The organism is Streptomyces sp. NPDC008163 (genome assembly GCF_042956885.1).
Classification (GTDB): domain Bacteria; phylum Actinomycetota; class Actinomycetes; order Streptomycetales; family Streptomycetaceae; genus Streptomyces; species Streptomyces drozdowiczii_A.
In genome coordinates, this window is sequence record NZ_JBIBHG010000007.1 from 26,416 (window position 1) to 50,869 (window position 24,454).

Consider the following 24,454-nt stretch of genomic DNA (forward strand, 5'->3'; position numbering starts at 1 on the left):
CCCCGTCGTGAACTAACCGGCACGTGTGTTCGTCCTTACTGGTGGGAGAATGTATCCGGCAGGGCGAAACGGCACGGGAGAGGCATGTGACGGCGACAGACGCGCAGCCGCAGGCGGGAAACGCCGGAGCGGTCCGGGAGCGGAGTCGGCGTCGTGCGGTGGGGGCTGATCCGGGTGCCCGGTCCGTTCCCGGCCCGCGCGAGCGCCACACCGCCGACCCGAGTGGGCGGCGCGCCCCGGACCCGCATGACCGCCGCACCCCCGCCCCGCGCGCCCGGCGTGCCACCGCCCTGAGTGACCTGTGCGTTCTCGTTCTCGCGCCCCTCCCCCTCCTCGCCCTCGCCGTCACCGGCGGCGGTACGCGGCGGTGGTTCGGCGGGCGCGGCGAGGGGCAGCGGGCCGAGGCGCAGGCGGCGAAGGACGCGGCCGCCGAGGCGTTCTACGAGCTGGACACCGCCCAGCGCGACCTCAAGATCTCCATCGAGACCATCACCGCGGTCGACAGCTCCCCGGCCGCCCGCAAGGCCGTGGACGACTTCGCCGCGCTCGGCCGGCGCATCGACGAGGCTAGTCACGCGTACATCACCGCCGTCGACGCCCACGACCTCGACCGCGACGATCTCGAATCGTCCGTCGCGTCCCGGGCCCGGGCCGAGCTGACCTCCGCGAAGGAGCAGCTGATACGGGTCAAGGGGGAGCTCGACCGGTTCGGCGCCGGGCTCGGGCCGCTCCTCGGGAGCGCCGAGACGCAGCTCGCCCGGCTCGCCCCCGCCGTCGAACGCGCGCGACAGGCGCTCCTCGGCGCGAGCAATGCTCTCGATTCGGTGCGGGCGTCCGGGCTGCGGGCCGACGATCTCGCCGCCCGGCTCGCCGCCCTCGCCCCCGAGCTGACCAAGCTCAACCAGGGCGCCGGGCGCCACGGCGTGCCCGAGACCCTGCAGCGCGCCGACCGCGTGCTGCGCGACGCCGAAGCCGTACGGGCCGAGGCCGAGAAGCTGCCCGAGCGCGCCGCCGAGATCGACCGCCGGCTGGTGACCCTGCGTACCCGCGCCCAAGCGCTGACCACCCGGTCCGCGTCCGTCGAGCCCGTCCTCAGCGAGCTGCGGCGCCGGTTCTCCGCCGCCTGCTGGCAGGACCTCCAGCCGGTCCCGGAGCAGGCCGCGGTCAATGTGCGCCGGGCCGAGGAGAAGCTGAAGGAGGCGTCCCAGGCCCGCGACGAGCAGCGCTGGGCCGACGCCACCTCCCGGCTGAGCACCGTACGGGCCCTGCTCAACGCGACCGACGAGGCGGTGTCCGCCGCCGGTGACCGCCTGCGCCGGCTCGACGACGTCGCCAAGGACCCGCAGCAGGAGATCCAGCGCACCCGGTTCGCCATCCGCGACGCCCAGCGCCTCGCCATGGCCGGGCGCCAGACGCCCGAGCCGCGGCACGCCCGGCCGCTGGACGACGCGGTGGCCCGCCTGGACCAGGCGATCACGGCCCTGGAGAACCGGCACCCGGACTACTGGCACTTCCTCACCGTGACGGAGGGCCTGCGCGGGATCGCCGCCGACGTCGTGGCCGACATCCGCGAGGAGCGTGGCGCGGGGAGTCACTGACGCCGTCCGCCCCGGACGGTCGCGGGCGCCGCGCTGTGGACAGCCCGGGGCCCGGCGCCGATAACCTGGCGTCATGCCTCGTTACGAGTACCGCTGCCGCTCCTGCGGAGACACCTTCGAGCTCAGCCGCCCCATGGCCGAGTCCTCCGCTCCCGCTTCCTGCCCCGCCGGGCACGAGGACACCGTGAAGCTGCTCTCGGCCGTCGCTGTCGGCGGCACGGCGGGCGGCGGCTCCCGGCCCGCGCCGTCGGCCGGCGGCGGCGGGGGCGGCTGCTGCGGCGGAGGCTGCTGCGGCTGAACCGGGGCGGTACCCGAGGCACCGGCGGCGCCGCGACCCCCGCACGCCGCCGGCACCACCGGACCACCGCGCCCGGAACCGCCGCCCCCGGGCGGCTACCGCTTGCGCGAGAGCGTGAGCCCGTCCGACACCGTCAGCAGCACGCTGTCCATCCGCGCGTCCGCCGAGACATGGTCGTTGAACTCCTGGATGGCCTTCGCCGCGCCCGTAGCGTCCGGGTCCGTCACCCGGCCGTGGAACAGCACGTTGTCCGTGGTGATGACCCCGCCCGGCCGCAGCCTCGGCACCAGTTCCTCCCAGTACGCGATGTAGTTGCCCTTGTCCGCGTCCAGGTAGGCGAAGTCGATGTGGGGCTCCTCCGGCATCGCGCGCAGGGTGTCCAGGGCGGGGGCGATACGCAGGTCGATGCGGTCGGCGACCCCCGCCTTCCGCCACGCCTCCCGGCCGTACGCCGTCCACTCCTCCGAGACGTCGCAGGCGATCAGCCGTCCGTCCGCCGGGAGCGCCTGGGCCATGGCGAGGGCGGAGAAGCCGGTGAACGTGCCGACCTCCACGATGTGCCGGGCGCCCGTCAGCCGGACGAGGAAGGCGAGCAGCGGGCCCTGCTCCTCGGCCGACTGCATGCCCGCGTGCTCGGGCAGCCGCGCGTAGGTCGTCTCGACGAGTTCGCGCTGCACGGCGTCCAGCGGCGGGTTGTGCGCCAGCATGTACGCGTACAGCTCATCGGTGATCTTGGTGGAGTTTCCCTTGGTCATCGCACAACTCTACGGTCGCCCAGGTGATTTACCGGACCCCCGAGGCCCGCAGGAAGCGGCGCAGGATCTCCTCGCCCGCCGCCACGCCCCGTTCGGCGGTGGCCTCGATGTGGTCGGCGTCCCAGTCGGCGTCGGCGAGTTCGCCGTGGCCGGGGCGCCAGCCCTGGTCGGCGGCGAGCAGGAGGTCCGCGTCCAGGAGGGAGTCACCGGCGGCGAGGGTGTGCGTGGCGCCGGTGCGACGGGCGACCTCGCGCATGGCCGCGCTCTTGGTGAGCGGGCGCGGTACGGCGTAGATCTTGCGGCCCTGGAGCGAGACGGTCCAGCCGCGCGGCTCCGCCCAGGCGGCGAGCTCCTTGGTCCACTCCGGGGGCAGTTCGGCGCGGTCGACGACGAGGTACGCGAACAGGTCCTCGGCGACGCGCTCCTTGAGCAGCCACGCGGGATCGGCGGTGGCCACGAGGTGGGCGCGGACCTCGGCCAGTGGGGCGCACTCGTCGGCGAGGCGGCCCGCCACGGTCCGCTGCCAGTCCGGGTCGGACTCGCCCTTCACCAGGATGTGGCCGCCGTTGGCGCAGATCGCGAACTCGGCCGGGGCGCCCGGGAGCCGGATGCGGTGGTACTGCTCGCGGGTGCGGGTGGTCGTCGGGACGAACACCGTGGAGTCGGCGGCGGTGAGGTCGGTGAGCAGCCCGGCCGCGGTCTCGGTGACGTACGAGAGGGGCTTGTGGTTGTAGACCTCGACGCACAGCAGCCGGGGCGCCCGATCGTCCTCCATGGTGAGCTGGAGCGCGGCCGAGGAATAGATGAGGGTGCGGTCGAGGTCGCTGGCGACGAGGGTGACCGGGGAGGCCGTCACGCGGACTCCACCGCCTTGCCGTCGGCGCCGGTCGCCCCGCGGGTGTACTTGGGGTGGATGAGCCCGACGCAGGTGTACGGGAGCGAGTCGACCTCCTCGACGGGCACGCCGCGCTGCTCGGCCAGGAGCCTGATGTGGTCGAGGTCCGGGCCGGCGCCGCGCCGGGCGAGGATCTTCCAGGGGACGCGGCGCAGCAGGACCCGGGTGGTCTCGCCGACGCCGGGCTTCACGAGGTTGACGTCGTGGATGCCGTACTCCTCGCTGATGCGTTCCACGGCCGCCCAGCCCTCCCAGGTGGGGGCCCGGTCGGCGGCGAGCAGCTCCTTCACCTCGGTGTCCACCGCGTCCGCGACCTCGTCGAAGCGCGCGGCGACCGTGTCGAGGAAGAGGCCGGAGACATCGGCGCCGGCCAGCTCGCGGTAGAACTTCGCGCCGTGGAAGTCGTCCGGGCCGACCAGGTCGGCGCGCAGGACAGTACGGGAAATGAGGCCGGAGACCGTGGAGTTGAGGCAGGCGGAGGGGATGAGGAAGTCCTCGCGGGTGCCGTACGTCCGCACGCAGCCGCCCGGGTCCGCCAGCACCGCGATCTCCGGGTTGAAGCCCGCCACTCCCCCGGCCTTCTCGAACTCGGCGACGGCGGCGGCCAGTTCGCGGGTGATCGCGCCCTTGCCGGTCCAGCCGTCCACGAACACGACGTCGGCCGGGTCGTGGTGACCGGCCAGCCAGCGCAGCGCGTTGGCGTCGATGCCGCGTCCCCGCACGATGGAGACGGCGTAGTGCGGCAGGTCGATGCCGTGCCGTGCCCGGGCCCAGCGGCGCATCAGCACGCCGACCGGCGTGCCGGCCCGGGCGAGCGAGACGAGGACCGGGCGCGGGCCGCGCTCGGCGAGGACGGTCTCGGTGACGGTGCCCACGGCGCGGGCGATGCGGGCGGCCGACACCGCGAGGGCGCTCTTGAAGAGTTCCTGGTACGCGGCGGAGGGCTGGTACTCGACGGGAAGCGATTCCGCGTAGTGCGCGCCCCCCCTCTGTATCGCCTCCTCGCGCTCCTCCGTGGGCGCTTCGAGGCGGGTGTCCGAGAGGTCCTGGAGCAGCCAGCCGACCTCGTCCGGCGCGTACGAGGAGAACGCGGGGCCGCGCAGGGGCTCGGGCAGCTGCATGGGGGCTTCTTCCTGGCGTTCGGAGGCGGGCGCCCCCGGTACGTACGAGGGGATCACCGCGAGCAGGACCTGCGCGGTGTGCGGGGCGAGGCGGTCGAGGAGGCCGCCGGGGGCGTGCAGGGCCGGGGTGTCGGCGGTGGAGTCGACCACGAGGACGACGGCGTCGAAGCCGGCGCCGGCCACGTTGTACGCGTAGCGCTCGCCGGGGCCGTCGGCCGGGTCGTCGTGGGCCGGGAAGACCAGCCGGGTGCGTATCGCGTAGCCCGGGTCGTCCACGGCGAGGACCGGGGAGCGGGTGGTCGTGGAGTAGCGGACCTCGGCGTCGGTGCGCTCCTCCAGGGCGGTGGCCAGGCGCAGCGGCGCGTACATCAGCTCCTCGAAGCCGAGGACGAGGACGCGGCGGGGCCGGTCGCCGAGCGCTTGGGCGACGTGGTCGGCGAGGGCGGGGAGCGCGGGCTCCAGGAGGGCGCGGTGGGCCTCGGTGAAGCCGTGCCGTCCGCCGTCGGGGACGCCGGCGGGCCAGGGGAGGTCGAGGCGGGTGTGGGGGCGCGGGTGCGGGGGCCCGTCCTGGGGTGCTTCGGCTTCGGCCTCCCGCTCCGCGACGAGGGCCTGGCCCTTTTCCAGGACGCCGTCCGGGAGGGTGACCGTTCCGGTGTTGCGGGCGACCAGGTCGACGCGGGCGCCGATCTCGGCCGCGAAGGCGGTGAGGCGGCCCCGGTCGGCGGGTGAGCGCATGTCGACCAGGGCGACGATGACGTAGTGGTCGCGGGGGTAGCGCTCGTGGAGGGCGCGGATCGTGTTGAGGACGGTGTTGCCGGTGGAGAACTCGTCGTCCACCAGGACCAGCGCCGAGCCGGGCCCGTCCGCCGCCAGCAGCTCCGGGTCCTCGGGGAGCAGCAGGTGCGAGGTGGCGTGGGAGTGGGCCTCCTCGAAGCCGCCCGCCCGGGCCACGCCGGGCACGGGCCTGCGGGTCGAGTGGAGGTAGGGCGCCCCGCCGAGGCCGTCGGCGACCGAGTGGCCGAGGCCGGTGGCCGTCTCCGCGTACCCGACGACGACCGCGCGCGGCGCGCCTTCCTCGCCGAGGAGCGCCCGCACCCGGCGGCCCAGCTCCACGCCGGCTCCGTACACCACGGAAGGGCGCTGCGGCACGTGCTTGCCGAGCACGTTGGACACGAGCAGGTGTGCCCGCTTGGGGTTGCGCCGCAGGGCGAGGCCCAGCAGCTCGCGCAGCTCCCCGTCGCCCACCAGCCCGACGCCCAGTCGCTCCGCCACCCAGCTACCCGACCACACCACGTCCGCAGTCCCTCTTTCCACTCGTCCGTCGGACCCGGTGCCGTGCTCGGCGCCGGTGTCCCTCTCCGATCGTCCCGCCGGTCCCGCTCACTCCGCGAGGCAGGCCGCCAGCAGGTCCACGAAACCGATGTCCTCCCGGGCCACGCCGAAGACCTCGGCGCGCAGCAGGGTGCGCTCGGCCCAGGCCCGGTGGGGCTTCACCTCGTTCATCTTGTTCGTGTACGCGGAGCGCAGCACCCCGCCGCCGTTGCTCTCGGGCCGCAGGATGTCCTGGGCGTCGCTGAACTCTTCGTGGCTGACCACGGACAGCGCGTGCACGGGGGCGACGTGCGAGGGGTGGATGCAGGTCTTGCCGAGCAGCCCGTTGGCCCGGTCGAGGTCGATCTCGCGCAGCAGTCCGTCCAGGTCGTGCGCGATGAGCGCGGTGCGCAGCGACTCGGCCCGGTTCTCCTGGAAGGGGCTGTTCCGGAGCTGGGGCTTGAACATGCGCTCCTGGCGGGGGAAGTACTCCCAGACGGGGCCGGTGACCGTGAAGCCCGTCCCGTCGGCCCGTCCGAGCACGTTGACGACGTCGGCGATGACATGGGCGACGATGCCGACGTCGTACGCCGTCATGTCGGGGGAGCGCCGCAGCCCGTAGGCGGAGCAGAAGTCAGTGACGCCGAGGCGGAGGGCGAGGACCCGGTCGCGGTGCGCGGTGACGGTCTCGGCGATGCCCCGGAGGGTTTCGCGGCGGGTTTCCAGGTGCAGGAGCTCGGGCGATTCGAGGACGGGCATGGCGAAGAGGCGGCGGCCCGCGGCGGCCTCGGCCTTGGTCAGGGCCTCCATGAAGGGCACGCCCCGTGCGCGCGTGAACTTGGGGAGCACGAATCCGGACAGCAGCCGGACGGTCGCGCCGAGGCGGCGCACCAGGTCGGTGATCTGTTCCGGTTCGCGGACCCGGATGAACAGCAGCGGCAGCTCGATGGAGCGCGCGTCCAGCTCGGCGAACTGCCTGACCAGGTTCTCCTCGGCCCCGGCGACCTCGGAGTCGTCGATCGAGTCCTCCAGGCACAGCACCATCGAGACGACGCCGCGCCCGGCCAGCTTGACGATGTCGTCGGCGAGCCGGGGACGGGTGGCGGGGCTGTAGAGCGTGGCTCCCAGGGCGGCGGAGAGGAGGGGGGCCGGTGAGTCCGCGTCGAATGCACAGGGTTCCTGGAAGAAGAGCCCGTCCTTCGCAGCCGCTGCAATATGCCCGAAATGACGCATGCAATTCCCCCCGTACTCTCTGACCGACCGGACAACGTGTGGCCGGTAATAGTACGTACGAACGGGTGTCGGCAGTTCCCGGCCTGGGTGAATTCCGGGTGTCGTGACCGTTTCGCACGAATTTCAAAAGTGGCGGAGTGGGTGAATCCGCCCGAAGCGCGGGACACGGACCCCGCCCCCGCGTTGTCCGCGCGGGCCGCCAGCAGGCAGGATGACCGGCATGACGCACGCGATGGTGAAAGGCTCGAACGTCCCCCTCGACGCCATGGCCGTACGGGCCGTGCTGCGCTGGACGCCGGGTGCCGGGGTGCCCGATGTGGACGCCTCGGCCCTGCTGCTCGGCGCGGGCGGGCGCGTGCGCTCGGACGAGGACTTCGTCTTCTACAACCAGCCGCGCCATCCCTCGGGCCTGGTGCGCCGGCTGCCCAAGCGCAGCCTGCCCGAGGGCCTGACGGACACCATCGAGGCCGATCTGAACGCGCTCGACCCCTCGGTCGACCAGGTCGTCATCGCCGCGTCCTCGGACGGGGCCGCCTTCGGGGCGGTACGCGACCTGCGCATCCTGGTCTACGACGCCGCGGCGGCCGGCGGCGAACCGCTCGCCGTGTTCGACGTGCGCGCGGAGACCGGCGAGGAGACCGCGATCATCTGCGGCGAGCTGTACCGGCGTGGCGACGGCTGGAAATTCCGGGCGGTCGGGCAGGGCTACCCGACGGGGCTCATCGGCCTCGCGACCGCGTTCGGCATCTCGGTCGACGAGGCGGAGCCCGAGCCCCAGCAGCACACCCCGGCGCCGCCCTCGGTCCCGCCCGCCCCGGCCCCCGGACCGGACTCGCAGGCGACCGTGCTGCACCAGCAGCCCTCGTACGGCTATCCGCAGCCCACCGCGGCCCCGGCGCCCCAGCCCGCGTACGGCTATCCCCAGCCGGCGTCCGCGCAGCCCGCCTACGGCTACCCGCAGCCCGCAGCGGCGGCGGCCCCCGCTCCCGACCCGAATTTCGTGCTGCCCCCGCAGGGTCCGCAGTTCATACGGCCCTGAGGACATCTAGGCGCGACTCTTGTAGCCGCGCCCCCACTGCATGCCGAAGCCGTACATCCGGTCCAGCTCGGACTGGAAGCCGTAGACGAACTTCACCTCGCGCCGCACGATCAGCTCGTCCTTGACGTTCTCCACCGTGAGCACCGCGCAGGAGCGGGCCTGCGGGGCGCGCTCGTCCAGCTCGATCTCGATGCGCGGCCCGTTGCCGGGGTAGAGCGTCACCTTGGCGTGCGTACGGTCGAAGGCGGGCGTCTGGTCGTAGATGTAGACGAAGAACAGCAGCCGCTTGATGTGCTCGCGCTGATCGAGGTTGACGTAGAGCGTCTCGCCGGAGGGGGCGCCGAAGCGGTCGTCGCCACTGAGCCGGATGTAGGGCGGCCCGTTCAGATCGCCGAGCAGATTGCCCAGGGGCTGCACCACCCCCCGGGTGCCGTCCGCCAGCTCGTACATGCAGCCGAGGTCCAGGTCGACGTTGACCATCCCCTGGGTGTGTGCCTGGACGGCTTCCGGCTGGAAGAGCTTGAAGGGGCGCAGCAGCCGGCCGCTCTGCCGGGAGCGGCCCCCGATGTCCGAGGTGCGCATGCGCCAGGAGAGGTTGACGCGGAGGTTGCCGCTCAGCGCCCCCTGTTTGGTCAGCGAGACCGTGGCGTGCCGCCGGGTGAGCACGATGGAATTGGTGGCCGCGTTGCCCGACTCGAACTGTGTCTCCCGCCCCGGCCACAGGCTGTTCCAGAACGCCATCCCCGACCCCGCCCTCTCGGTCCCTCACCCGTCGCACGCGGCGCATACGACGCACGCACCACTGCGGGGCGGCTCCGGGCCGGCCTCCGGGTGTGTCCCGGAGCCGTTGCCGTACGAGCCGCCCCGCAGAGAGCGTTCCCTCAATTCCTACCGGGTCACACCCCGGCGGTCACTTCGCTCTTGCCCTCTTCCGCCTCCAGCGCCTTGTTGCGGCGGACGGAGGACCAGAAGGACCAGGCGATCAGGACGACACCGACGAGACCGGTGATGATCTCGTTGATCTCGTACTGGATCGTGACGAGCAGGATGACGGCCAGCGCGCCGATCGCGTAGTGCGCGCCGTGCTCCAGGTAGACGTAGTCGTCCAGGGTGCCCTGGCGGACCAGGTAGACCGTGAGCGAACGGACGTACATGGCGCCGATGCCGAGGCCGAGCGCCATGAGCACGATCTCGTTGGTGATGGCGAAGGCGCCGATCACGCCGTCGAACGAGAAGGACGCGTCAAGAACTTCCAGGTAGAGGAACATGAAGAAGGCGGCCTTGCCGGAAAGGGCGACCGCGGAGATCTTCTTGCCGCTCCGCTTGGCCTCTTCCTCCTCCTCGTGCTCGCGCTCCTCCTCCTCTTCGAGTTTGTCCTCGAAGTAACCGGAGAGCCCGCCGACGATGAGATACGTGATCAGACCCGCGATACCGGCCAGCAGGACGGTCTCCGCCTTGTCCACATGTCCGCCGCCGTGCTGGTGGGCGTGGGTGGCGACGGTCATCGCGGAGATCAGCAGGACGATGAGCGCGATGCAGACCGACAGCATGTCGACCTTGCCCAGCTTGGCGAGGGGGCGCTCCAGCCAGCGGAGCCACTGGATGTCACGGTCCTCGAAGATGAAGTCGAGGAAGATCATGAGCAGGAACATGCCACCGAACGCGGCGATCGCCGGGTGGGCGTCGGTGACCAGTTCCTTGTAGCGGTCCGGGTCGTTGAAGGAGAGATCGATGGCGTCGATCGGGTTCAGACTCGCGGTGATGGCGACGATCACGACGGGGAAGACCAGCCGCATACCGAAGACCGCGATGATCACGCCGACGGTGAGGAAGATCTTCTGCCAGAAGGCGGACATCTTCTTCAGGATTCCGGCGTTGACCACGGCGTTGTCGAAGGACAGCGAGATCTCCAGGACGGAAAGAATCGCCACCACACCGAAGGCTTCCCACCCCCCGTAGAACCACGCGGCCACAAGGCCGATCACGGTGATCGCGAACGACCACCCGAAGGTTTTCAGAAGCACTGGCTACCCCATCATGTATGTAACGGGTCTCCCCCGATGTGCACGGGGCTCCCCCGCGCCGTGCGCGGCTTTACGAAACGTTGACCCCGAAGTCTAGAGCGATGCCACGCAGCCCCGATGCGTACCCCTGACCAACTGCACGGAACTTCCACTCGCCGTTGTAGCGGTACAGCTCGCCGAAGATCATCGCGGTCTCCGTGGAGGCGTCCTCGGTGAGGTCGTAACGCGCGAGTTCCTGACCGTCGGCCTGATTCACTACGCGAATGAAAGCGTTGCTGACCTGGCCGAATGTCTGACCGCGATTGTCGGCCTCGTGAATCGAGACCGGAAAGACGATCTTGTCGCAATGGGCCGGCACCTGCGTGAGGTTCACGATGATCGACTCGTCGTCGCCCTCGCCCTCACCCGTGAGGTTGTCACCGGTGTGCTCCACGGAACCGTCGGGGCTCGTGAGGTTGTTGTAGAACACGAACCACTCGTCGCCGAGGACCCGGCCCGACTGGCACAGCAGCGCGCTGGCGTCCAGGTCGAAGTCGGCCCCCGTCGTGGATCGTGCGTCCCAGCCGAGCCCGACCAGCACCTGGGTGAGATTGGGTGCGGCCTTGGAGAGGGAGACATTGCCTCCCTTGGCGAGCGTGACGCCCATGGTGTGTCCTCCCCGAGTCTATGAACCGTCTTTGTACCGGACGGAGCGGCCGGCCGAACCCGTGCGGCCGGAAGAACTGTCCTTCGAGCACGTCCGGCGCCGCACGTGGTGCGGCGCCGGACGGAGATGCTGGTGCCGGGGCAGGAACCCCGGGCAGGTCAGACGTTGACGCCGAAGTCCTGCGCGATGCCGCGCAGACCGGAGGCGTACCCCTGGCCGATGGCGCGGAACTTCCACTCCGCGCCGTTGCGGTACAGCTCGCCGAAGACCATGGCGGTCTCGGTCGAGGCGTCCTCGGACAGGTCGTAGCGCGCGAGCTCGCTGTTGTCGGCCTGGTTGACGACGCGGATGTACGCGTTGCGGACCTGGCCGAAGCTCTGCTGGCGGGACTCGGCCTCGTAGATCGAGACCGGGAAGACGATCTTGTCGACGTCGGCCGGCACCGTGGCCAGGTTGACGTTGATGACCTCGTCGTCGCCCTCGCCCTCACCGGTGAGGTTGTCACCGGTGTGCTCGACGGAGCCGTCGGGGCTCTTGAGGTTGTTGAAGAAGACGAAGTTGCCGTCGTTGGCGACCTTGCCCTCGGCGTTCGTCAGCAGAGCACTGGCGTCGAGGTCGAAGTCCCCGCCGGTGGTGGTACGGGCGTCCCAGCCGAGACCCACGATGACCGCGGTCAGGTTGGGCGCGGCCTTGGTCAGCGAGACGTTGCCGCCCTTGCTGAGGCTGACTCCCACGAGTCCTCCCATTGGTTTCTTGGGGGCCGGCCGGTGCCGGCGCCTCCACGTCGTGTTGACATCCGATCAACGACTGGATCCTAGTGACCGGTTCCCGGCCGAAACAGGCTTTCCGCCCCGGTTCGGCCGGCGATCCGCCCGGAGCCGGATCAGAGGCTGCCGAGCGCCTTGATGTAGTCGTTGAGGTCGCGCGCGTCGGGCAGGCCGTTGACGACCGTCCAGCGCACCACGCCCTCCTTGTCGATGATGAAGGTGCCGCGCACCGCGCAGCCCTTCTCCTCGTCGAAGACGCCGTAGGCCCGCGAGGTCTCGCCGTGCGGCCAGAAGTCGGAGAGCAGCGGGTACTCCAGGCCCTCCTGCTCGGCGAAGACGCGCAGGGTGTGGATCGAGTCGTTGGACACGGCCAGCAGCTGCGTGTCGTCGTTCTCGAACGTGGGCAGCTCGTCACGGAGCGCGCACAGCTCGCCCGTGCAGACGCCGGTGAAGGCGAACGGGTAGAACAGCAGCACCACGTTCTTCTCACCGCGGAAATCGGACAGCTTCACGGTCCGGCCGTGGTTGTCCTTCAGCTCGAAATCCGGGGCCTGAGTGCCGACCTCGATCGCCATGAAAACGCGTCCCTTCGCTACGTCACCGGGCTGGGCTGTCCGGGTGACCCCCACCCTACGCAGACCCCCCGGGCGCCCGCGCGGCACCCGGGAAAGCTTCCCGCGCGGGAGCGGATCAAGCCAGTGAGTAACCGGGATACGGATGTACGAGGCGGATGTACGAAGGCCCCCGATCGGCGCGATGCCAGTCGGGGGCCTTCAGGGGTTGGTGGGGTCAGCGCTTGGCCTTGGCCGCTTTGGGCGTGACGAGACGGCTTCCCGACCAGTCCTTGCCCGCGTTGACGCTCTTGGTCTGGGCGAGCCCTGCGGTCTGGGCGGCCTCGTTGATGTCGCTCGGCTCGACGTATCCGTCGCGGCCGGTCTTGGGCGTCATCAGCCAGACCACGCCGCCGTCCTCGAGCAGACCAATGGCATCCACCAGCGCGTCCGTAAGGTCGCCGTCCTCGTCGCGGAACCACAGCAGGACGACGTCAGCGATGTCGTCGTAGTCCTCGTCGACGAGATCCTGGCCGGTAATGGCCTCAATGCCCTCACGGAGCTCCAGCTCGACGTCGTCGTCGTAGCCGATCTCCTGGACCACCTGTCCGGGCTCGAACCCCAGGCGTGCAGCCGGGTTGGTCCGCTCCTCCGCGTGGTCCGCGGTCGCGCTCACGGGTTGCCTCCTGATCATGTTTCGGAAAATGCTTCAGCCACGCGCGTGCGCGGGGCGTTGGCCGTAGTCCACACGGGAGCGGCGGATCGCGCAAGTACCCAGCGTACGAGACCGCCTAAACGGTGACGTTTCCTGTCACGTCGCCGTCCTTCAGGCAGGCTCCCTGCGAGGGCCCGCGTCCTCCTCCACTCCTGTCGTGTCCTTCGTCCTTGGACAGCTTATGCCGTTTCGGTCCGGCATTCGGAGCCGAGCAGCTTTTGGGAACACTTGCACGCCTTGGGCGTATGGTTGCGTTCCGTCCCCTCTCATCCTGCCTGCCCCATCCTGTCCGACACCTTCTGCCTGCACCGATACCCACTCGGCGGTCGTCCATCCGTCCCTGCGGAACCGGGCCGGGGACGCGTTCGGGGTTACCTCTCGGTAGAGATGACGTACGCGTTTCGGCGGTACACGATGGGGTTGGCGTACACATCCTCATGTCCGGGGGCAGGACTCCCGTAACAGGCCCCGAAGCGCAGCACCGAACAGCGAAGGAACAGCGTGGCTTCCGGATCCGATCGCAACCCGATCATCATTGGCGGCCTTCCGAGTCAGGTCCCGGATTTTGATCCCGAAGAGACCCAGGAATGGCTCGACTCCCTCGACGCCGCCGTCGACGAGCGAGGCCGTGAGCGGGCCCGCTATCTCATGCTCCGGCTCATCGAGCGAGCGCGCGAGAAGCGCGTCGCCGTGCCGGAGATGCGCAGCACGGACTACGTCAACACGATCGCCACGAAGGACGAGCCGTTCTTCCCCGGCGACGAGGAGATCGAGCGCAAGATCCTCAACGCGACCCGCTGGAACGCGGCCGTGATGGTCTCGCGCGCCCAGCGGCCGGGGATCGGCGTGGGCGGCCACATCGCCACGTTCGCCTCCTCGGCCTCGTTGTACGACGTCGGCTTCAACCACTTCTTCCGCGGCAAGGACGACGGTCTCGGCGGCGACCAGATCTTCTTCCAGGGGCACGCGTCCCCCGGGATCTACGCCCGCGCCTTCCTGCTGGACCGGCTCAGCGAGGCGCAGCTCGACGCGTTCCGCCAGGAGAAGTCGAAGGCGCCGAACGGGCTGTCCAGCTATCCGCACCCGCGGCTGATGCCGGACTTCTGGGAGTTCCCGACGGTGTCGATGGGCCTCGGCCCGCTCGGCGCGATCTACCAGGCCCGGATGAACCGTTACATGGAGGCGCGCGGCCTCGCCGACACCTCGAACTCGCATGTGTGGGCGTATCTCGGCGACGGCGAGATGGACGAGCCGGAGTCGCTCGGCCAGCTGTCCATCGCCGCCCGCGAGGGCCTGGACAACCTGACCTTCGTCGTCAACTGCAACCTCCAGCGCCTCGACGGCCCGGTGCGCGGCAACGGCAAGGTCATCCAGGAGCTGGAGTCCCAGTTCCGGGGCGCCGGCTGGAACGTGATCAAGCTGGTCTGGGACCGGTCCTGGGACCCGCTGCTGGCGCAGGACCGCACGGGCATCCTGGTCAACAAGCTGAACACGACGCCGGACGGGCAGTTCCAGACGTACGCCACGGAGACCGGCGCGTACATCCGGGAGCACTTCTTCGGGGACGACCCGAGGCTGCGCGAGATGGTCAAGGACATGACCGACCAGCAGATCCTGCACCTGGGGCGCGGCGGTCACGACCACCGCAAGGTGTACGCGGCCTATGCGGCGGCCAAGGCCCACAAGGGCCAGCCGACGGTGATCCTGGCGCAGACGGTCAAGGGCTGGACCCTCGGTCCGAACTTCGAGGGCCGCAACGCGACCCACCAGATGAAGAAGCTCACCGCCGAGGACCTGAAGCGGTTCCGGGACCGGCTGCACATCCCGATCGCGGACAAGGAGCTGGAGGACGGCAACCCGCCGTACTACCACCCGGGCCGCGGCTCGGAGGAGATCCAGTACATGCACGACCGCCGCAAGGGCCTGGGCGGTTACGTCCCGACCCGTGTGGTGCGCGCCAAGCCCCTGCCGCTGCCCGAGGACAAGACGTACGCGGCAGCGAAGAAGGGCTCGGGCCAGCAGTCGATCGCCACCACCATGGCGTTCGTCCGGATCCTGAAGGACCTCATGCGGGACAAGGAGATCGGCAAGCGCTTCGTGCTGATCGCGCCCGACGAGTACCGCACGTTCGGCATGGACGCCTTCTTCCCGAGCGCGAAGATCTACAACCCGCTCGGGCAGCAGTACGAGTCGGTCGACCGCGATCTGCTGCTCGCGTACAAGGAGTCGCCGACCGGGCAGATGCTGCACGACGGCATCTCGGAGGCGGGCTGCACGGCCTCGCTGATCGCCGCGGGCTCCGCCTACGCGACGCACGGCGAGCCGCTGATCCCGGTCTACGTCTTCTACTCGATGTTCGGCTTCCAGCGCACCGGCGACCAGTTCTGGCAGATGGCGGACCAGCTGGCGCGCGGCTTCGTGCTGGGCGCGACCGCCGGCCGGACGACGCTGACCGGCGAGGGGCTCCAGCACGCCGACGGGCACTCCCAGCTGCTGGCGTCGACCAACCCGGCCTGCGTGGCCTACGACCCGGCGTTCGGGTACGAGATCGCGCACATCGTGCAGGACGGTCTGCGCCGGATGTACGGCGGGACCGCCGAGGAGAACGAGGACGTCTTCTACTACCTCACCGTCTACAACGAGCCGATCCAGCACCCGGCGGAGCCCGCCGATGTCGACGTCGAGGGCATCCTGAAGGGCGTCTACCGCTACAGCGGCGGGGAGAAGGGCGAGATCCCGGCCCAGATCCTGGCGTCCGGCGTGGCGGTGCCGTGGGCCGTCGAGGCGCAGCGGATCCTCGCGGACGAGTGGAATGTGAAGGCGAACGTCTGGTCGGCGACCTCCTGGAACGAGCTGCGGCGCGAGGCCGTGGACGTGGAGCGGTACAACCTGCTGCACCCGGAGGAGGAGCAGCGTGTGCCGTACGTGACGCGCAAGCTGTCCGGAGCGCAGGGGCCGTTCGTGGCGGTGTCGGACTGGATGCGGTCCGTGCCGGACCAGATCGCCCGCTGGGTGCCCGGCACCTACCAGTCGCTGGGCGCGGACGGGTTCGGGTTCGCGGACACCCGGGGCGCGGCGCGGCGGTACTTCCACATCGACGCGCAGTCGATCGTGCTCGGGGTGCTCACGGAGCTGGCGAAGGAGGGGAAGGTCGACCGGTCGGCGCTGAAGACGGCGGTCGACCGCTACGACCTGCTGGACGTGGCCTCGGCCGATCCGGGGGCCGCGGGCGGTGACGCGTAACGCGGGCGCGGAGACTCGCCCGGTGCGGGGCGGCGGGACCCGGAAAGGGTGCCGCCGCCCCGCGGCGCGTCGGGGTCCGGTCAGTTCTCCCACACCTTGAAGGCGCGCACCTGGTACGGCGAGCGCGGCAGCCAGGTGCCGCCGCCCGGGTAGGTCTCGAACTCGCCGGTCTCCGCGCACTCGGCGGACTGGTAGGTGGTGACGGGCCGGCCGGTGCGGTTGGCCAGGGCCTGGGCGGTGGTGCCGGGCTTCAGCGGGACGCAGCTCTCGATGTCGATGGTGGACAGCTCATGGGTCTGCCGGGCGCCGGTGAAGTCGGGCTGGGCCCAGAGGCAGAGCTGCCCGCTCGCGCAGTTCCCCAGGGAGACCGGCGCGGCGGCCTCGGCGGGCGCGGTCGCCCCGGCGGGTGCGAGCAGGAACAGGGCGGTGACGGCCAGAACGGCCGCGGCGATGGTCTTACGCATGCGAGTGGAACCCCCGTGATGATGAAACTGCCGTGACGGAACTGCTGATGCGGGCGTCCACCGATGCGGATCTCCCTGCACCCACCCTGCGCCGTTACGGAGAGTAATCGGAAGGGCTGGAGGCCAGGTCCACTCCGAAAGGTGACGCCCCGCACAGAGTTGACGCGAAAGGCGCGGAGCGTGCCGCAAGGCCGTACGCAGGGTGAGACAACCACCGTGTCCTTCCGCACAGTCGGGTGATGTACGTCACCCTGCTCCCGAACCGGCTCCACCCGTCTCCTAGGGTGGTCCGGAGTGACTTCCTTCGACTCCTCCCCCACGCTCACCGCCTGGCGCGCCCTGCTCGCCGTCGCGGTCGTCTTCGTGATGCTCGCGACGACCGGCTGGACCGCCGTGCACCACCAGCGCTCCGGCGACTCCCGCGCGCTCGCGCTGGCCGCCTGGGCCAAGGGGTCGATAGCGGGACAGCCGCTGCCGGACGCCGACACCCCGCCGTACAAGCTGGCGCACTTCTTCGCCACGCTGACACCGGCGCAGCGCGCCCGCCTCGCCGACCGGTACCCACTCGTCGTGGGGAACCTCAACGGCGCCCCGGTCACCACCCGTTACCGTGCGAACCGGCGGGCGATCGGGCAGGCGAGCGCGGTCGAGCGCACACGTGTCCACGACACCAGACTCTCCGCGTCCGGCCGCGCCGAGGCCCGGCACCGCCTGGACCGCTTCCGCTCGATGCTCGCCCGGGACCGCCACTTCCTGGCGTTCGACCCGTCGGGGCGCGGGCTCGCCGCCGAGGTCTTCGGCGACCTGGACCGGGCGCGGCGCATCTCGCTCGTCGTGCCCGGCGTCGACACGAATCTGCTGACCCTGGAACGCACCGGGGCCAAGACCAACGCCGCGCCCGTCGGCATGGCCAAGTCGCTCTACGCCGCCGAGCGCGCCGCGAGCCCCGGGGTGCGCACCGCCGTCATCGCCTGGGCCGACTACACCACGCCCGTCGGCATCGGCATGGACGCCGCCCTCGGCAACCTCGCCGAGCGCGGGGCGGTCCGGCTCGACGCGCTCGTCCGGGCCCTCCCGGGACCGGCAGCCGTCTCGCTGTTCTGCCACAGCTACGGCTCCGTCCTGTGCGGGGTCGCCGCGCGCAGGCTGCCCGGCCGGGTCGAGGACATCGCGGTGGCCGGCAGCCCCGGAATGCGGGCGGACAACGCGGGTCAGCTGCGCACCCGGGCGCACGTGTGGGCGATGCGGGACAGCGGCGACTGGATCGCGGACGTGCCGAACCTGGAGTTCGGGGGCCTGGGACACGGAGCGGATCCGGTGGACCGCGGCTTCGGCGCCCGGGTCGTCTCCGCGGACGGCGCGGTCGGTCACAGCGGCTACTTCGAGCCGGGCACCGAGAGTCTGGACAACTTCGCCGCGATCGGTGTTGGCTCGTACACGTCGGTGACCTGTGCACCGGCCGACAGCACCTGCAACGACGGGGTGTACGCCAACTCGACAGCCTGACGCGCGTAGAGACACCGCTTCCGGCCTCCGGAAGCGGTCGACTCCGAGAGGGGACGGGGCGGGCAAGTGCCGCATACGATGAAGCGCATGGGTGATGTGCTGGCCGGAATTCATGCCACCTGGGAGTTCGACGCCGACTCCGTGCTCATCCGCTACGAACGGGGTATCCGCACACCGAGACTCCTCCAGAGCCTCCGTGAGCGCCGCGTCCCGCACGCGGCGCTGTCGTCGGTGACGCTGACCCCGGGCAAGCGGGGCACGGTGGTGCTGCGTGCCGTCCCGCGTCCCGGAGCCGACCCGCTCCTCGAAGCCGCCGCGGGTCAGCTGAAGGACGGCTGCGACCCGTACCGGCTGGTGCTCCCCGCGGCCCGCGAGACCCTCGCCGAGTACTACGCGGACGAGCTGCGGGCCTGTATCGGCGCGGACGCGGGCGAGCCCGCCGACCGTTTCCTGGTCGCGGCCCCCGAGGCCCCGATGCAGTTCAAGGCGTACGACGGACGGGCCGGCTTCGACGGTGAGCGAATCTCCTTCCGCTGGTTCTGGACGGGCGCCTCATCGGAGAAGTGGAAGGCCGGCGACCAGACGTTCCCGGTCACGGATCTGTGCGGGGTCGAGTGGCGCTCGCCGGAGGGCCTGGAGGGGTATCTGCGGCTGCTGCCCAGGGGCTCGGACGCCGTGGCCCACACGCCCGGAGGGCTCACCGGCACCGCGACGGGCGGGACGGCCACGGGCGTACAGCCGGTGATACCCCGGCCCGCCCGGGCCGACCAGGACCCCGCGGCGGTGATCTTCGGGCTCGGCTACGGCCCGGTCCACGAGTCGCTGCCCTTCGCGGCGGCCGTCCTCGAATCCGTACGCAGGAAGCAGTCCGCGCCCCCGGCGGCCGCTCCCCTCACCGCCGCGGCGCGGCGCGATCCGGCGGACATCGCGGAGCGCATCCACCACCTCGGGGAGCTGCACCGGGCGGGCCTGGTGACCGACGAGGAGTTCAGCGCCAAGAAGGCGCAGCTCCTGGCCGAGCTGTAACCGGCAGCCACCCGAGATGACCGAGCCGATACCCGCTGCCGTCTCCGCGCACACCACCGGTTCGCGACGTTGGACGAGATTCCTGCCGCAGACCGCCGCCGTCCTGCTGACGGCGCTCTTCCTCCCCGTCACCCTGGCCAATCTCCTCGACCAGTACGGGCTGGGCGGCGCGGCCGCCACCACCCTGGCCGTCACCCAGGCCGGGCCCCTGCTGCTGGTGGCGCACCGGCCGCTGTTGGCCTGGTGGATCGTCTTCCCCGCGGACATCGCGGGCGCGCTGGTGATCCTGGGACAGCCGGCCCGCGCATTCGACGTGTGGCCGTGGCCGCCCGCGCCGCTCATCGCCTATCTCTTCCTGCTCCTCGCGCTGGCCCTGCGCAGGTCCCGGCGGGTGCTCGTCGCCGTCTGGCTGGCGACCGGAGCGGCGAGCCTCATCCTCCACCTGGTCCGCGCGGACCGCAGCAACGGCAGCGCGCTGCTGCTGCCCCTGTTCGCGGCCGTGGTGCTGGTGATCGGCGCGGCCGTACGGGAACGGCGCGTCGCCCAGCGCCGGCTCGCCGAACAGGAGACCGTCAGCGAGGCGGAGCGCGCCCGGCGGACGCTGCTGGAGGAGCGGGCCAGGATCGCCCGGGAGCTGCACGACGTGGTCGCCCACCACATGTCCGTGATCACCGTCCAGGCGGACTCCGCGCCCTACCGGCTCGCCCAACTGTCGGACGAGGCGCGCGAGGAGTTCGGGACGATCGCGGCGAGCGCGCGGGAGTCCCTGGCCGAGATGCGGCGGTTGCTGGTGGTGCTGCGCGGTGACGGCGTGGAGGGCGAGCGGGCCCCGCAGCCGGGAATCGACCGCTTGCAGCAGCTGGTGGAGGCGACGGTACGCGCGGGGCTTCCCGCCGAACTGGCGCTGGCCGCCGATGTGGGTGACGTACCGTCGGCCGTTGACTTGTCTGCGTACCGGATCGTTCAAGAGGCGCTGGCGAACGTGGTCCGGCACGCGCCGGGGGCACGGACGCGGGTCTCGGTCACCTCGGACGGCGGGCAGTTGACGGTATCGGTCGTCAACGAACCGCCGGGGAAGCCGGTTTCGCCGCTGGAGTCGGCGGGAACGGGCCACGGTCTGGTCGGGATGCGGGAGCGCGTACGGTTGACGGGCGGCTCACTGGACGCAGGGCCGCTGCCGGACGGGGGGTTCCGGGTCGTCGCGCGGCTGCCGCTGTCCCCCGCCGGGCCCGACGACGCCCCCTGAGTCCGGAGGAACCGTGACCATCCGTGTGATCATCGTCGACGACCAGGCCATGGTGCGGGCGGGCTTCGCGGCCCTGCTGGCGGCGCAGGCGGACATCGACGTGGTCGGCGAGGCGCCCGACGGGCGCCAGGGCGTCGAGGTCAGCCGCCGGGTCCACCCGGACGTGGTCCTGATGGACGTCCGGATGCCCGAGATGGACGGCCTCGCCGCTGCGCGCGAACTCCTCGACCCGCCGCCGGGCGTGGTCCATGTGCCCAGGGTGCTGATGCTGACCACGTTCGACGTGGACGACTACGTGTACGAGGCGCTGCGGGCCGGGGCGTCCGGCTTCCTGCTGAAGGACGCGCCACCGGCCGACCTGATCGCTGCGGTCCGGGTGGTGGCGGCGGGCGACGCGCTGCTCGCGCCGTCCGTGACGCGACGGCTGATCGCCGACTTCGCGAAGCAGGGTCCTTCGGCGGCGGCCCGGGGCGGGGCGGCGCTGCGGCTCAACGGGCTGACACCGCGCGAGACGGAGGTCCTGGGGCTGATCGCGCGCGGCCTGTCGAATCAGGAGATCGCCGGGAAGCTGGTGCTCGCCGAGCAGACGGTGAAGACGCACATCGGGCGCGTCCTGGCGAAGCTGTCCCTGCGCGACCGGGCGCAGGCCGTGATCTTCGCGTACGAGGCGGGTCTGGTCGTCCCCGGCTCCGCCTGACGCACCCGCCCCACCCCCTACCCGGGTAGCACAGGGCAGTTGGCTCCCCGGTGTGACGCACGCGCCCCCACCGCGTTCCTACTTTCCTCCCGTCGCGCCGAACGGCGTGCGGGGACCGGCCGGTTCGGCCGGAGAGGGAGGGCGGGGCGGATGCGGCGTTACGCGAGGACCCTGGTCGCGGCCGCGCTGGCGGTCACCGTGATGTCGGGGACGGCGGGGTGGGTGTCGGGCAACGCCCAGCAGGCGGTCACGGGCCCGCCGCGGGGCACGGCCTCCTGGCGGGCCGACCACACGCTGGGCCGCGAACTGCCCGACCCGGAGGGGGATTCGCCCGCCGAAGCGGCCCGGTTCTTCGCGAGTCTCACCGACACCGAGCAGCAGGCCCTGGCCGCACGGCACCCGCTCGTCGCCGGGAACCTCGACGGCGCCCCGGTCCAGCTGCGCTATCGCGCCAACGCCCTTGCCCTGAAGGCCTCGCACGACCCCCGCTACGCCCACCTCGCCGACGACCCGGCCCGCCGCTTCCTGGCGTTCGACCCGCGCGGCCGGGGCCAGGTCGCGGAGGTCTTCGGCGACCTGACGGCCGCCCGTCGGGTCTCCGTGGTGGTGCCCGGGTCCGACATCGACGCCGGCACCTTCGACCGTACGACCGACGTGTACGGCACCCCGGCCGGCATGGCCAGGTCGCTGTACGCCCGGACGGGGCCGGGCACCGCCGTGGTCGCCTGGGCCGGATACACCACACCGGTGGGCCTCGGGCTCGACGCCGCACGGGGGGCGCTGGCGGAGGCCGGTGCCGCGCGGCTGACCCGGTTCACGGACGGGCTGGAGGCGGCCGGGGTGTCGGTCACCACGGTGTTCTGCCACAGCTACGGTTCCGTCGTCTGCGGCCTGGCCGCGCACCGGCTGCGCGTCGCCGACCTGGTGGTCCTCGGCTCCCCCGGGATGCGCGCGGACAGCGTGGCCGGTCTGCGCACCGGGGCGCGGGTGTGGGCGGCGAAGGACCCCGGCGACTGGATCGGCAAGGTCCCGCACGTCGAATTCGCCGGGCTCGGCCACGGCGCGGACCCCGCGTCGCCGGAGTTCGGCGCCCGCCGGGTGCCCGCCGCCGACGCGGCGGGGCACACCGGCTACTTCGCACCGGGAACCCAGTCGCTCAGCGCCTTCGCCGCGATCGCCGAAGGCGCGTACGACCGGGGCTGAGCCGGCGGGAAGGCCCTAGGGGGCGTCTTGACCCGCAGGCCAGACGGGACTTTCCGGAAACGGCCTAGCTCTTCCCGCCCAGCTCCTCCGCCAACCCGACGATCACGCCGTCCGGGCCGCGCAGGTAGCAGAGCAGGTAGGTGTCCTCGAACCGGGCGATGGAGCCGACGACTTCGCCGCCGAGCGGGCGCAGCCGGGCCACGGTGTCCTCGACATCGTCGACGGCGAACATGACGCGGTGCGTGCCGAGCACGTTGTGCGGCCGGTCGCGCGGGGCGTCGATCAGCGCGGGGCTGAGGTACTTCGCCAGCTCCAGGCGGCTGTGCCCGTCCGGGGTCCGGAGCATGGCGATCTCGCAGTGGGTGCCGTCGAGCCCGGTGCACTGGTCGGCGAAGCCGCCCTGGACCTCGCCCTTGCCTTCCAGCTCCATGCCGAGTTCCCGGAAGAACGCGATGGCCGCGTCCAGGTCCTCGACCACGATGCCGACGTTGTCCATCCGCTGGATCGCCATGCCGTTGCCTCCTCTGTCGCTTCCTCGTACGGACGCTACCCCGCGCTACTCGCGAGCGAGGGAGGTCAGGCTCATGTCCTGGTAACGGTCACCCGCGACCTGCCCGGCGATCGGTTCGAGGAGGGCCAGCTCGTCGTCGGTGAGCGTGAGGCGGGTGGCGCCCACGTTCTCCAGGAGACGGTGGCTCTTGCGGGTGCCCGGGATGGGGACGACGGTGATGCCGTGGACCTGGGCGCGCTGCTGGACCCAGGCGAGCGCGACCTGCCCGGCGGTCGCCCCGTGCGCGGCGGCGATCTTGTGGACGGGCTCCAGGAGCGCCGCGTTGGCCTTCGCGTTCTCGCCGGTCATCCGGGGCTGCGAGGCGCGGAAGTCGCCCTGGGACAGCTCCTTGCCCGCGTCCGCGAAGGAGCCGGTGAGGAAGCCCCGGCCCAGCGGCGAGTACGGCACGACCGTGACGCCCAGCTCGGCTGCCGCGGCCACCGCGCTGCGCTCCACGTCCCGGCTGAAGAGGGACCACTCGGACTGGAGGGCGGCGATCGGGTGCACGGCGTGCGCCTCGCGCAGTTCGGCGCCGGTGACCTCGCTGAGCCCGAGCTGCTTGACCTTGCCCTCCCGGACGAGCTCGGCCATGGCGCCGACGGACTCCGCGAACGGGACGGCGGTGTCGTGGCGGTGCATGTAGTAGAGGTCGATGACGTCGGTGTTCAGGCGGCGCAGGCTCGCCTCGACGGCCTTGCGGATGTACGCGGGGCTGTTGTTGACGCCCCGGTAGTCGGGGTCGTCGTCGCGCCGCTCGATGCCGAACTTCGTGGCGAGGGTGATCTCGTCGCGGTGCGCCCCGACGAACGGCGCCAGGAAGGTCTCGTTGGCTCCGCTGCCGTAGATGTCGGCGGTGTCGAAGAGGGTGACGCCCGCCGCCAGCGCCGTTTCCAGCGTCTCGCGGGCCGAAACCTCGTCGGTGTCCCCGTAGAACTCGCTGATGCCCATGCAGCCGAGGCCCTGGACCCCGACGCGGGGTCCTCCCCGGCCGAGTTCGACGGTGGCGATCTTGTTGTCAGTCATCAGGCACTCGGCCCTTCCGGCGCCCGGCGGGCGCCCGCATAGAAGTCGATCTTGTAGTCCAGTACGGCAAGGGTGTCCTGGAGCTCCGCGATCCGCGTCTTCACGTCGCGGCGGGTCGCCTCCAGCAGTTCCTGCCGTTCCTCGAAGGTGTGGTCGCCCTCGCGTATGAGCTCGGCGTACCGGACCATGTGGGCGACCGGCATCCCGGTCAGCCGCAGCTTGGTGACGAAGGCGAGCCAGTCGAGGTCCCGGTTGCTGAAGCGGCGCTGGCCGGTGTGCGACCGGTCGACGTGCGGCATGAGCCCGATCCGCTCGTACCAGCGCAGGGTGTGGGCGGTCAGGCCGGTGAACGCGGCGACCTCGCTGATCGTGTAGCGGTCCTGCCCGTCGGGGCGGGGGTGCCCCGACGGGGCGGAGGCGCAGAGGTCGGTCCGGCTCGCGGTGGTCTCCATCACGGTCATACCCCCACGCTAAGACCTTGGAGTGCACTCGAAGCAAGCATCACCGGGTGCGGTTTCCGACAGGTGGGACCTGGAATCTACT

The 24,454-nt window shown here is 71.4% G+C and carries 23 protein-coding genes; 9 read left to right on the plus strand and 14 right to left on the minus strand.

The genetic code is table 11. The annotated features are described in order from the left end of the window. Positions 1–86 precede the first annotated feature (86 nt). The gene (locus ACFZAT_RS17105) at positions 87–1,598 is read left to right on the plus strand and encodes a hypothetical protein (RefSeq protein WP_391265059.1); all 1,512 of its coding nucleotides are present in this window, start codon (positions 87–89) and stop codon (positions 1,596–1,598) included. Positions 1,599–1,671: 73 nt separating this feature from the next. Beyond that, on the plus strand, positions 1,672–1,896 hold the full coding sequence (locus ACFZAT_RS17110; protein WP_391265060.1) for an FmdB family zinc ribbon protein: 225 nt from the start codon (positions 1,672–1,674) through the stop codon (positions 1,894–1,896). 95 nt (positions 1,897–1,991) lie between these two features. Here ACFZAT_RS17110 and ACFZAT_RS17115 read toward each other — a convergent pair whose 3' ends face one another. From ACFZAT_RS17115 to ACFZAT_RS17130, 4 genes are all read right to left on the minus strand, one after another. Further along, positions 1,992–2,651: an O-methyltransferase gene (locus tag ACFZAT_RS17115; protein ID WP_365679803.1), complete on the minus strand. Its 660-nt coding sequence runs from the start codon at positions 2,649–2,651 to the stop codon at positions 1,992–1,994. 28 nt (positions 2,652–2,679) lie between these two features. After that, positions 2,680–3,507, minus strand: a complete 828-nt coding sequence (locus tag ACFZAT_RS17120; RefSeq protein ID WP_391265061.1) for an HAD family hydrolase — start codon at positions 3,505–3,507, stop codon at positions 2,680–2,682. Beyond that, a complete protein-coding gene (locus ACFZAT_RS17125) occupies positions 3,504–5,981 on the minus strand; it encodes a phosphoribosyltransferase domain-containing protein (RefSeq protein WP_391265062.1) in 2,478 nt (825 codons plus the stop codon). The genes ACFZAT_RS17120 and ACFZAT_RS17125 overlap by 4 nt, the downstream gene beginning before the upstream one ends. Positions 5,982–6,047: 66 nt before the next feature. Beyond that, on the minus strand, positions 6,048–7,211 hold the full coding sequence (locus tag ACFZAT_RS17130) for an HpcH/HpaI aldolase/citrate lyase family protein (RefSeq protein ID WP_391265063.1): 1,164 nt from the start codon (positions 7,209–7,211) through the stop codon (positions 6,048–6,050). A 220-nt stretch (positions 7,212–7,431) separates the two neighbouring features. Here ACFZAT_RS17130 and ACFZAT_RS17135 point away from each other — a divergent pair, with 220 nt between their 5' ends. Next, positions 7,432–8,250 (plus strand): TerD family protein, encoded by an 819-nt coding sequence (locus ACFZAT_RS17135; protein WP_391265064.1) that lies wholly within the window; start codon positions 7,432–7,434, stop codon positions 8,248–8,250. Positions 8,251–8,256: 6 nt separating this feature from the next. Here ACFZAT_RS17135 and ACFZAT_RS17140 read toward each other — a convergent pair whose 3' ends face one another. The 6 genes from ACFZAT_RS17140 to ACFZAT_RS17165 form a co-directional block, all read right to left on the minus strand. After that, positions 8,257–8,991 carry a Tellurium resistance gene (locus ACFZAT_RS17140; RefSeq protein WP_391265065.1) on the minus strand — a complete coding sequence of 245 codons (735 nt, stop codon included), beginning with the start codon at positions 8,989–8,991 and terminating at the stop codon, positions 8,257–8,259. A gap of 155 nt (positions 8,992–9,146) precedes the next feature. Beyond that, complete coding sequence (locus ACFZAT_RS17145; RefSeq protein ID WP_391265066.1) at positions 9,147–10,274, minus strand: DUF475 domain-containing protein; 1,128 nt, start codon at positions 10,272–10,274, stop codon at positions 9,147–9,149. A 70-nt stretch (positions 10,275–10,344) separates the two neighbouring features. Further along, positions 10,345–10,920, minus strand: coding sequence for a TerD family protein (locus tag ACFZAT_RS17150; RefSeq protein ID WP_018103347.1), 576 nt, complete (start codon positions 10,918–10,920; stop codon positions 10,345–10,347). Between the two features lie 158 nt (positions 10,921–11,078). Then, positions 11,079–11,654 (minus strand): TerD family protein, encoded by a 576-nt coding sequence (locus tag ACFZAT_RS17155; protein WP_164402590.1) that lies wholly within the window; start codon positions 11,652–11,654, stop codon positions 11,079–11,081. 149 nt (positions 11,655–11,803) lie between these two features. Continuing rightward, positions 11,804–12,262: a redoxin domain-containing protein gene (locus ACFZAT_RS17160; RefSeq protein WP_391265067.1), complete on the minus strand. Its 459-nt coding sequence runs from the start codon at positions 12,260–12,262 to the stop codon at positions 11,804–11,806. Between the two features lie 214 nt (positions 12,263–12,476). Next, positions 12,477–12,914, minus strand: a complete 438-nt coding sequence (locus tag ACFZAT_RS17165; RefSeq protein ID WP_018103344.1) for a DUF3052 domain-containing protein — start codon at positions 12,912–12,914, stop codon at positions 12,477–12,479. 540 nt (positions 12,915–13,454) lie between these two features. Here ACFZAT_RS17165 and aceE point away from each other — a divergent pair. After that, positions 13,455–16,196 (plus strand): pyruvate dehydrogenase (acetyl-transferring), homodimeric type, encoded by a 2,742-nt coding sequence (gene aceE, locus ACFZAT_RS17170; RefSeq protein WP_391265068.1) that lies wholly within the window; start codon positions 13,455–13,457, stop codon positions 16,194–16,196. A gap of 80 nt (positions 16,197–16,276) precedes the next feature. Here aceE and ACFZAT_RS17175 read toward each other — a convergent pair whose 3' ends face one another. Beyond that, a complete protein-coding gene (locus tag ACFZAT_RS17175) occupies positions 16,277–16,660 on the minus strand; it encodes a peptidase inhibitor family I36 protein (RefSeq protein ID WP_391265069.1) in 384 nt (127 codons plus the stop codon). Between the two features lie 294 nt (positions 16,661–16,954). On the opposite strand from ACFZAT_RS17175, the gene ACFZAT_RS17180 reads away from it, so the two are divergent. The 5 genes from ACFZAT_RS17180 to ACFZAT_RS17200 all read left to right on the plus strand — a co-directional run bounded on the left by ACFZAT_RS17180 (position 16,955) and on the right by ACFZAT_RS17200 (position 22,338). After that, on the plus strand, positions 16,955–18,166 hold the full coding sequence (locus ACFZAT_RS17180) for an alpha/beta hydrolase (protein ID WP_391265070.1): 1,212 nt from the start codon (positions 16,955–16,957) through the stop codon (positions 18,164–18,166). An 87-nt stretch (positions 18,167–18,253) separates the two neighbouring features. Then, positions 18,254–19,192 carry a DUF4429 domain-containing protein gene (locus ACFZAT_RS17185; RefSeq protein ID WP_391265071.1) on the plus strand — a complete coding sequence of 313 codons (939 nt, stop codon included), beginning with the start codon at positions 18,254–18,256 and terminating at the stop codon, positions 19,190–19,192. Between the two features lie 16 nt (positions 19,193–19,208). Continuing rightward, positions 19,209–20,438 (plus strand): histidine kinase, encoded by a 1,230-nt coding sequence (locus ACFZAT_RS17190; protein ID WP_391265072.1) that lies wholly within the window; start codon positions 19,209–19,211, stop codon positions 20,436–20,438. A 13-nt stretch (positions 20,439–20,451) separates the two neighbouring features. Then, a complete protein-coding gene (locus ACFZAT_RS17195; protein ID WP_391265073.1) occupies positions 20,452–21,135 on the plus strand; it encodes a response regulator in 684 nt (227 codons plus the stop codon). 150 nt (positions 21,136–21,285) lie between these two features. After that, complete coding sequence (locus tag ACFZAT_RS17200) at positions 21,286–22,338, plus strand: alpha/beta hydrolase (RefSeq protein WP_391265074.1); 1,053 nt, start codon at positions 21,286–21,288, stop codon at positions 22,336–22,338. A 64-nt stretch (positions 22,339–22,402) separates the two neighbouring features. Here ACFZAT_RS17200 and ACFZAT_RS17205 read toward each other — a convergent pair whose 3' ends face one another. The 3 genes from ACFZAT_RS17205 to ACFZAT_RS17215 are packed head-to-tail and all read right to left on the minus strand — an operon-like array spanning position 22,403 to position 24,372. Beyond that, complete coding sequence (locus ACFZAT_RS17205; RefSeq protein ID WP_391265075.1) at positions 22,403–22,849, minus strand: VOC family protein; 447 nt, start codon at positions 22,847–22,849, stop codon at positions 22,403–22,405. Between the two features lie 45 nt (positions 22,850–22,894). Next, the gene (locus ACFZAT_RS17210) at positions 22,895–23,911 is read right to left on the minus strand and encodes an aldo/keto reductase (protein WP_391265076.1); all 1,017 of its coding nucleotides are present in this window, start codon (positions 23,909–23,911) and stop codon (positions 22,895–22,897) included. Beyond that, positions 23,911–24,372 (minus strand): MerR family transcriptional regulator, encoded by a 462-nt coding sequence (locus ACFZAT_RS17215; RefSeq protein ID WP_391265077.1) that lies wholly within the window; start codon positions 24,370–24,372, stop codon positions 23,911–23,913. The genes ACFZAT_RS17210 and ACFZAT_RS17215 overlap by 1 nt, the downstream gene beginning before the upstream one ends. Positions 24,373–24,454 lie beyond the last annotated feature (82 nt).

Excerpts from the sequence above, each read along its gene's own strand:
- ACFZAT_RS17135 (WP_391265064.1), top strand. The coding sequence starts at position 7,432 with ATGACGCACGCGATGGTGAAAGGCTCGAACGTCCCCCTCGACGCCATG.
- ACFZAT_RS17115 (WP_365679803.1), bottom strand. The coding sequence starts at position 2,651 with ATGACCAAGGGAAACTCCACCAAGATCACCGATGAGCTGTACGCGTAC.
- ACFZAT_RS17140 (WP_391265065.1), bottom strand. The coding sequence starts at position 8,991 with ATGGCGTTCTGGAACAGCCTGTGGCCGGGGCGGGAGACACAGTTCGAG.
- ACFZAT_RS17175 (WP_391265069.1), bottom strand. The coding sequence starts at position 16,660 with ATGCGTAAGACCATCGCCGCGGCCGTTCTGGCCGTCACCGCCCTGTTC.
- ACFZAT_RS17190 (WP_391265072.1), top strand. The coding sequence starts at position 19,209 with ATGACCGAGCCGATACCCGCTGCCGTCTCCGCGCACACCACCGGTTCG.
- ACFZAT_RS17215 (WP_391265077.1), bottom strand. The coding sequence starts at position 24,372 with ATGACCGTGATGGAGACCACCGCGAGCCGGACCGACCTCTGCGCCTCC.
- ACFZAT_RS17160 (WP_391265067.1), bottom strand. The coding sequence starts at position 12,262 with ATGGCGATCGAGGTCGGCACTCAGGCCCCGGATTTCGAGCTGAAGGAC.
- ACFZAT_RS17200 (WP_391265074.1), top strand. The coding sequence starts at position 21,286 with ATGCGGCGTTACGCGAGGACCCTGGTCGCGGCCGCGCTGGCGGTCACC.
- ACFZAT_RS17150 (WP_018103347.1), bottom strand. The coding sequence starts at position 10,920 with ATGGGCGTCACGCTCGCCAAGGGAGGCAATGTCTCCCTCTCCAAGGCC.
- ACFZAT_RS17210 (WP_391265076.1), bottom strand. The coding sequence starts at position 23,911 with ATGACTGACAACAAGATCGCCACCGTCGAACTCGGCCGGGGAGGACCC.
- ACFZAT_RS17130 (WP_391265063.1), bottom strand. The coding sequence starts at position 7,211 with ATGCGTCATTTCGGGCATATTGCAGCGGCTGCGAAGGACGGGCTCTTC.
- ACFZAT_RS17205 (WP_391265075.1), bottom strand. The coding sequence starts at position 22,849 with ATGGCGATCCAGCGGATGGACAACGTCGGCATCGTGGTCGAGGACCTG.
- ACFZAT_RS17185 (WP_391265071.1), top strand. The coding sequence starts at position 18,254 with ATGGGTGATGTGCTGGCCGGAATTCATGCCACCTGGGAGTTCGACGCC.
- ACFZAT_RS17110 (WP_391265060.1), top strand. The coding sequence starts at position 1,672 with ATGCCTCGTTACGAGTACCGCTGCCGCTCCTGCGGAGACACCTTCGAG.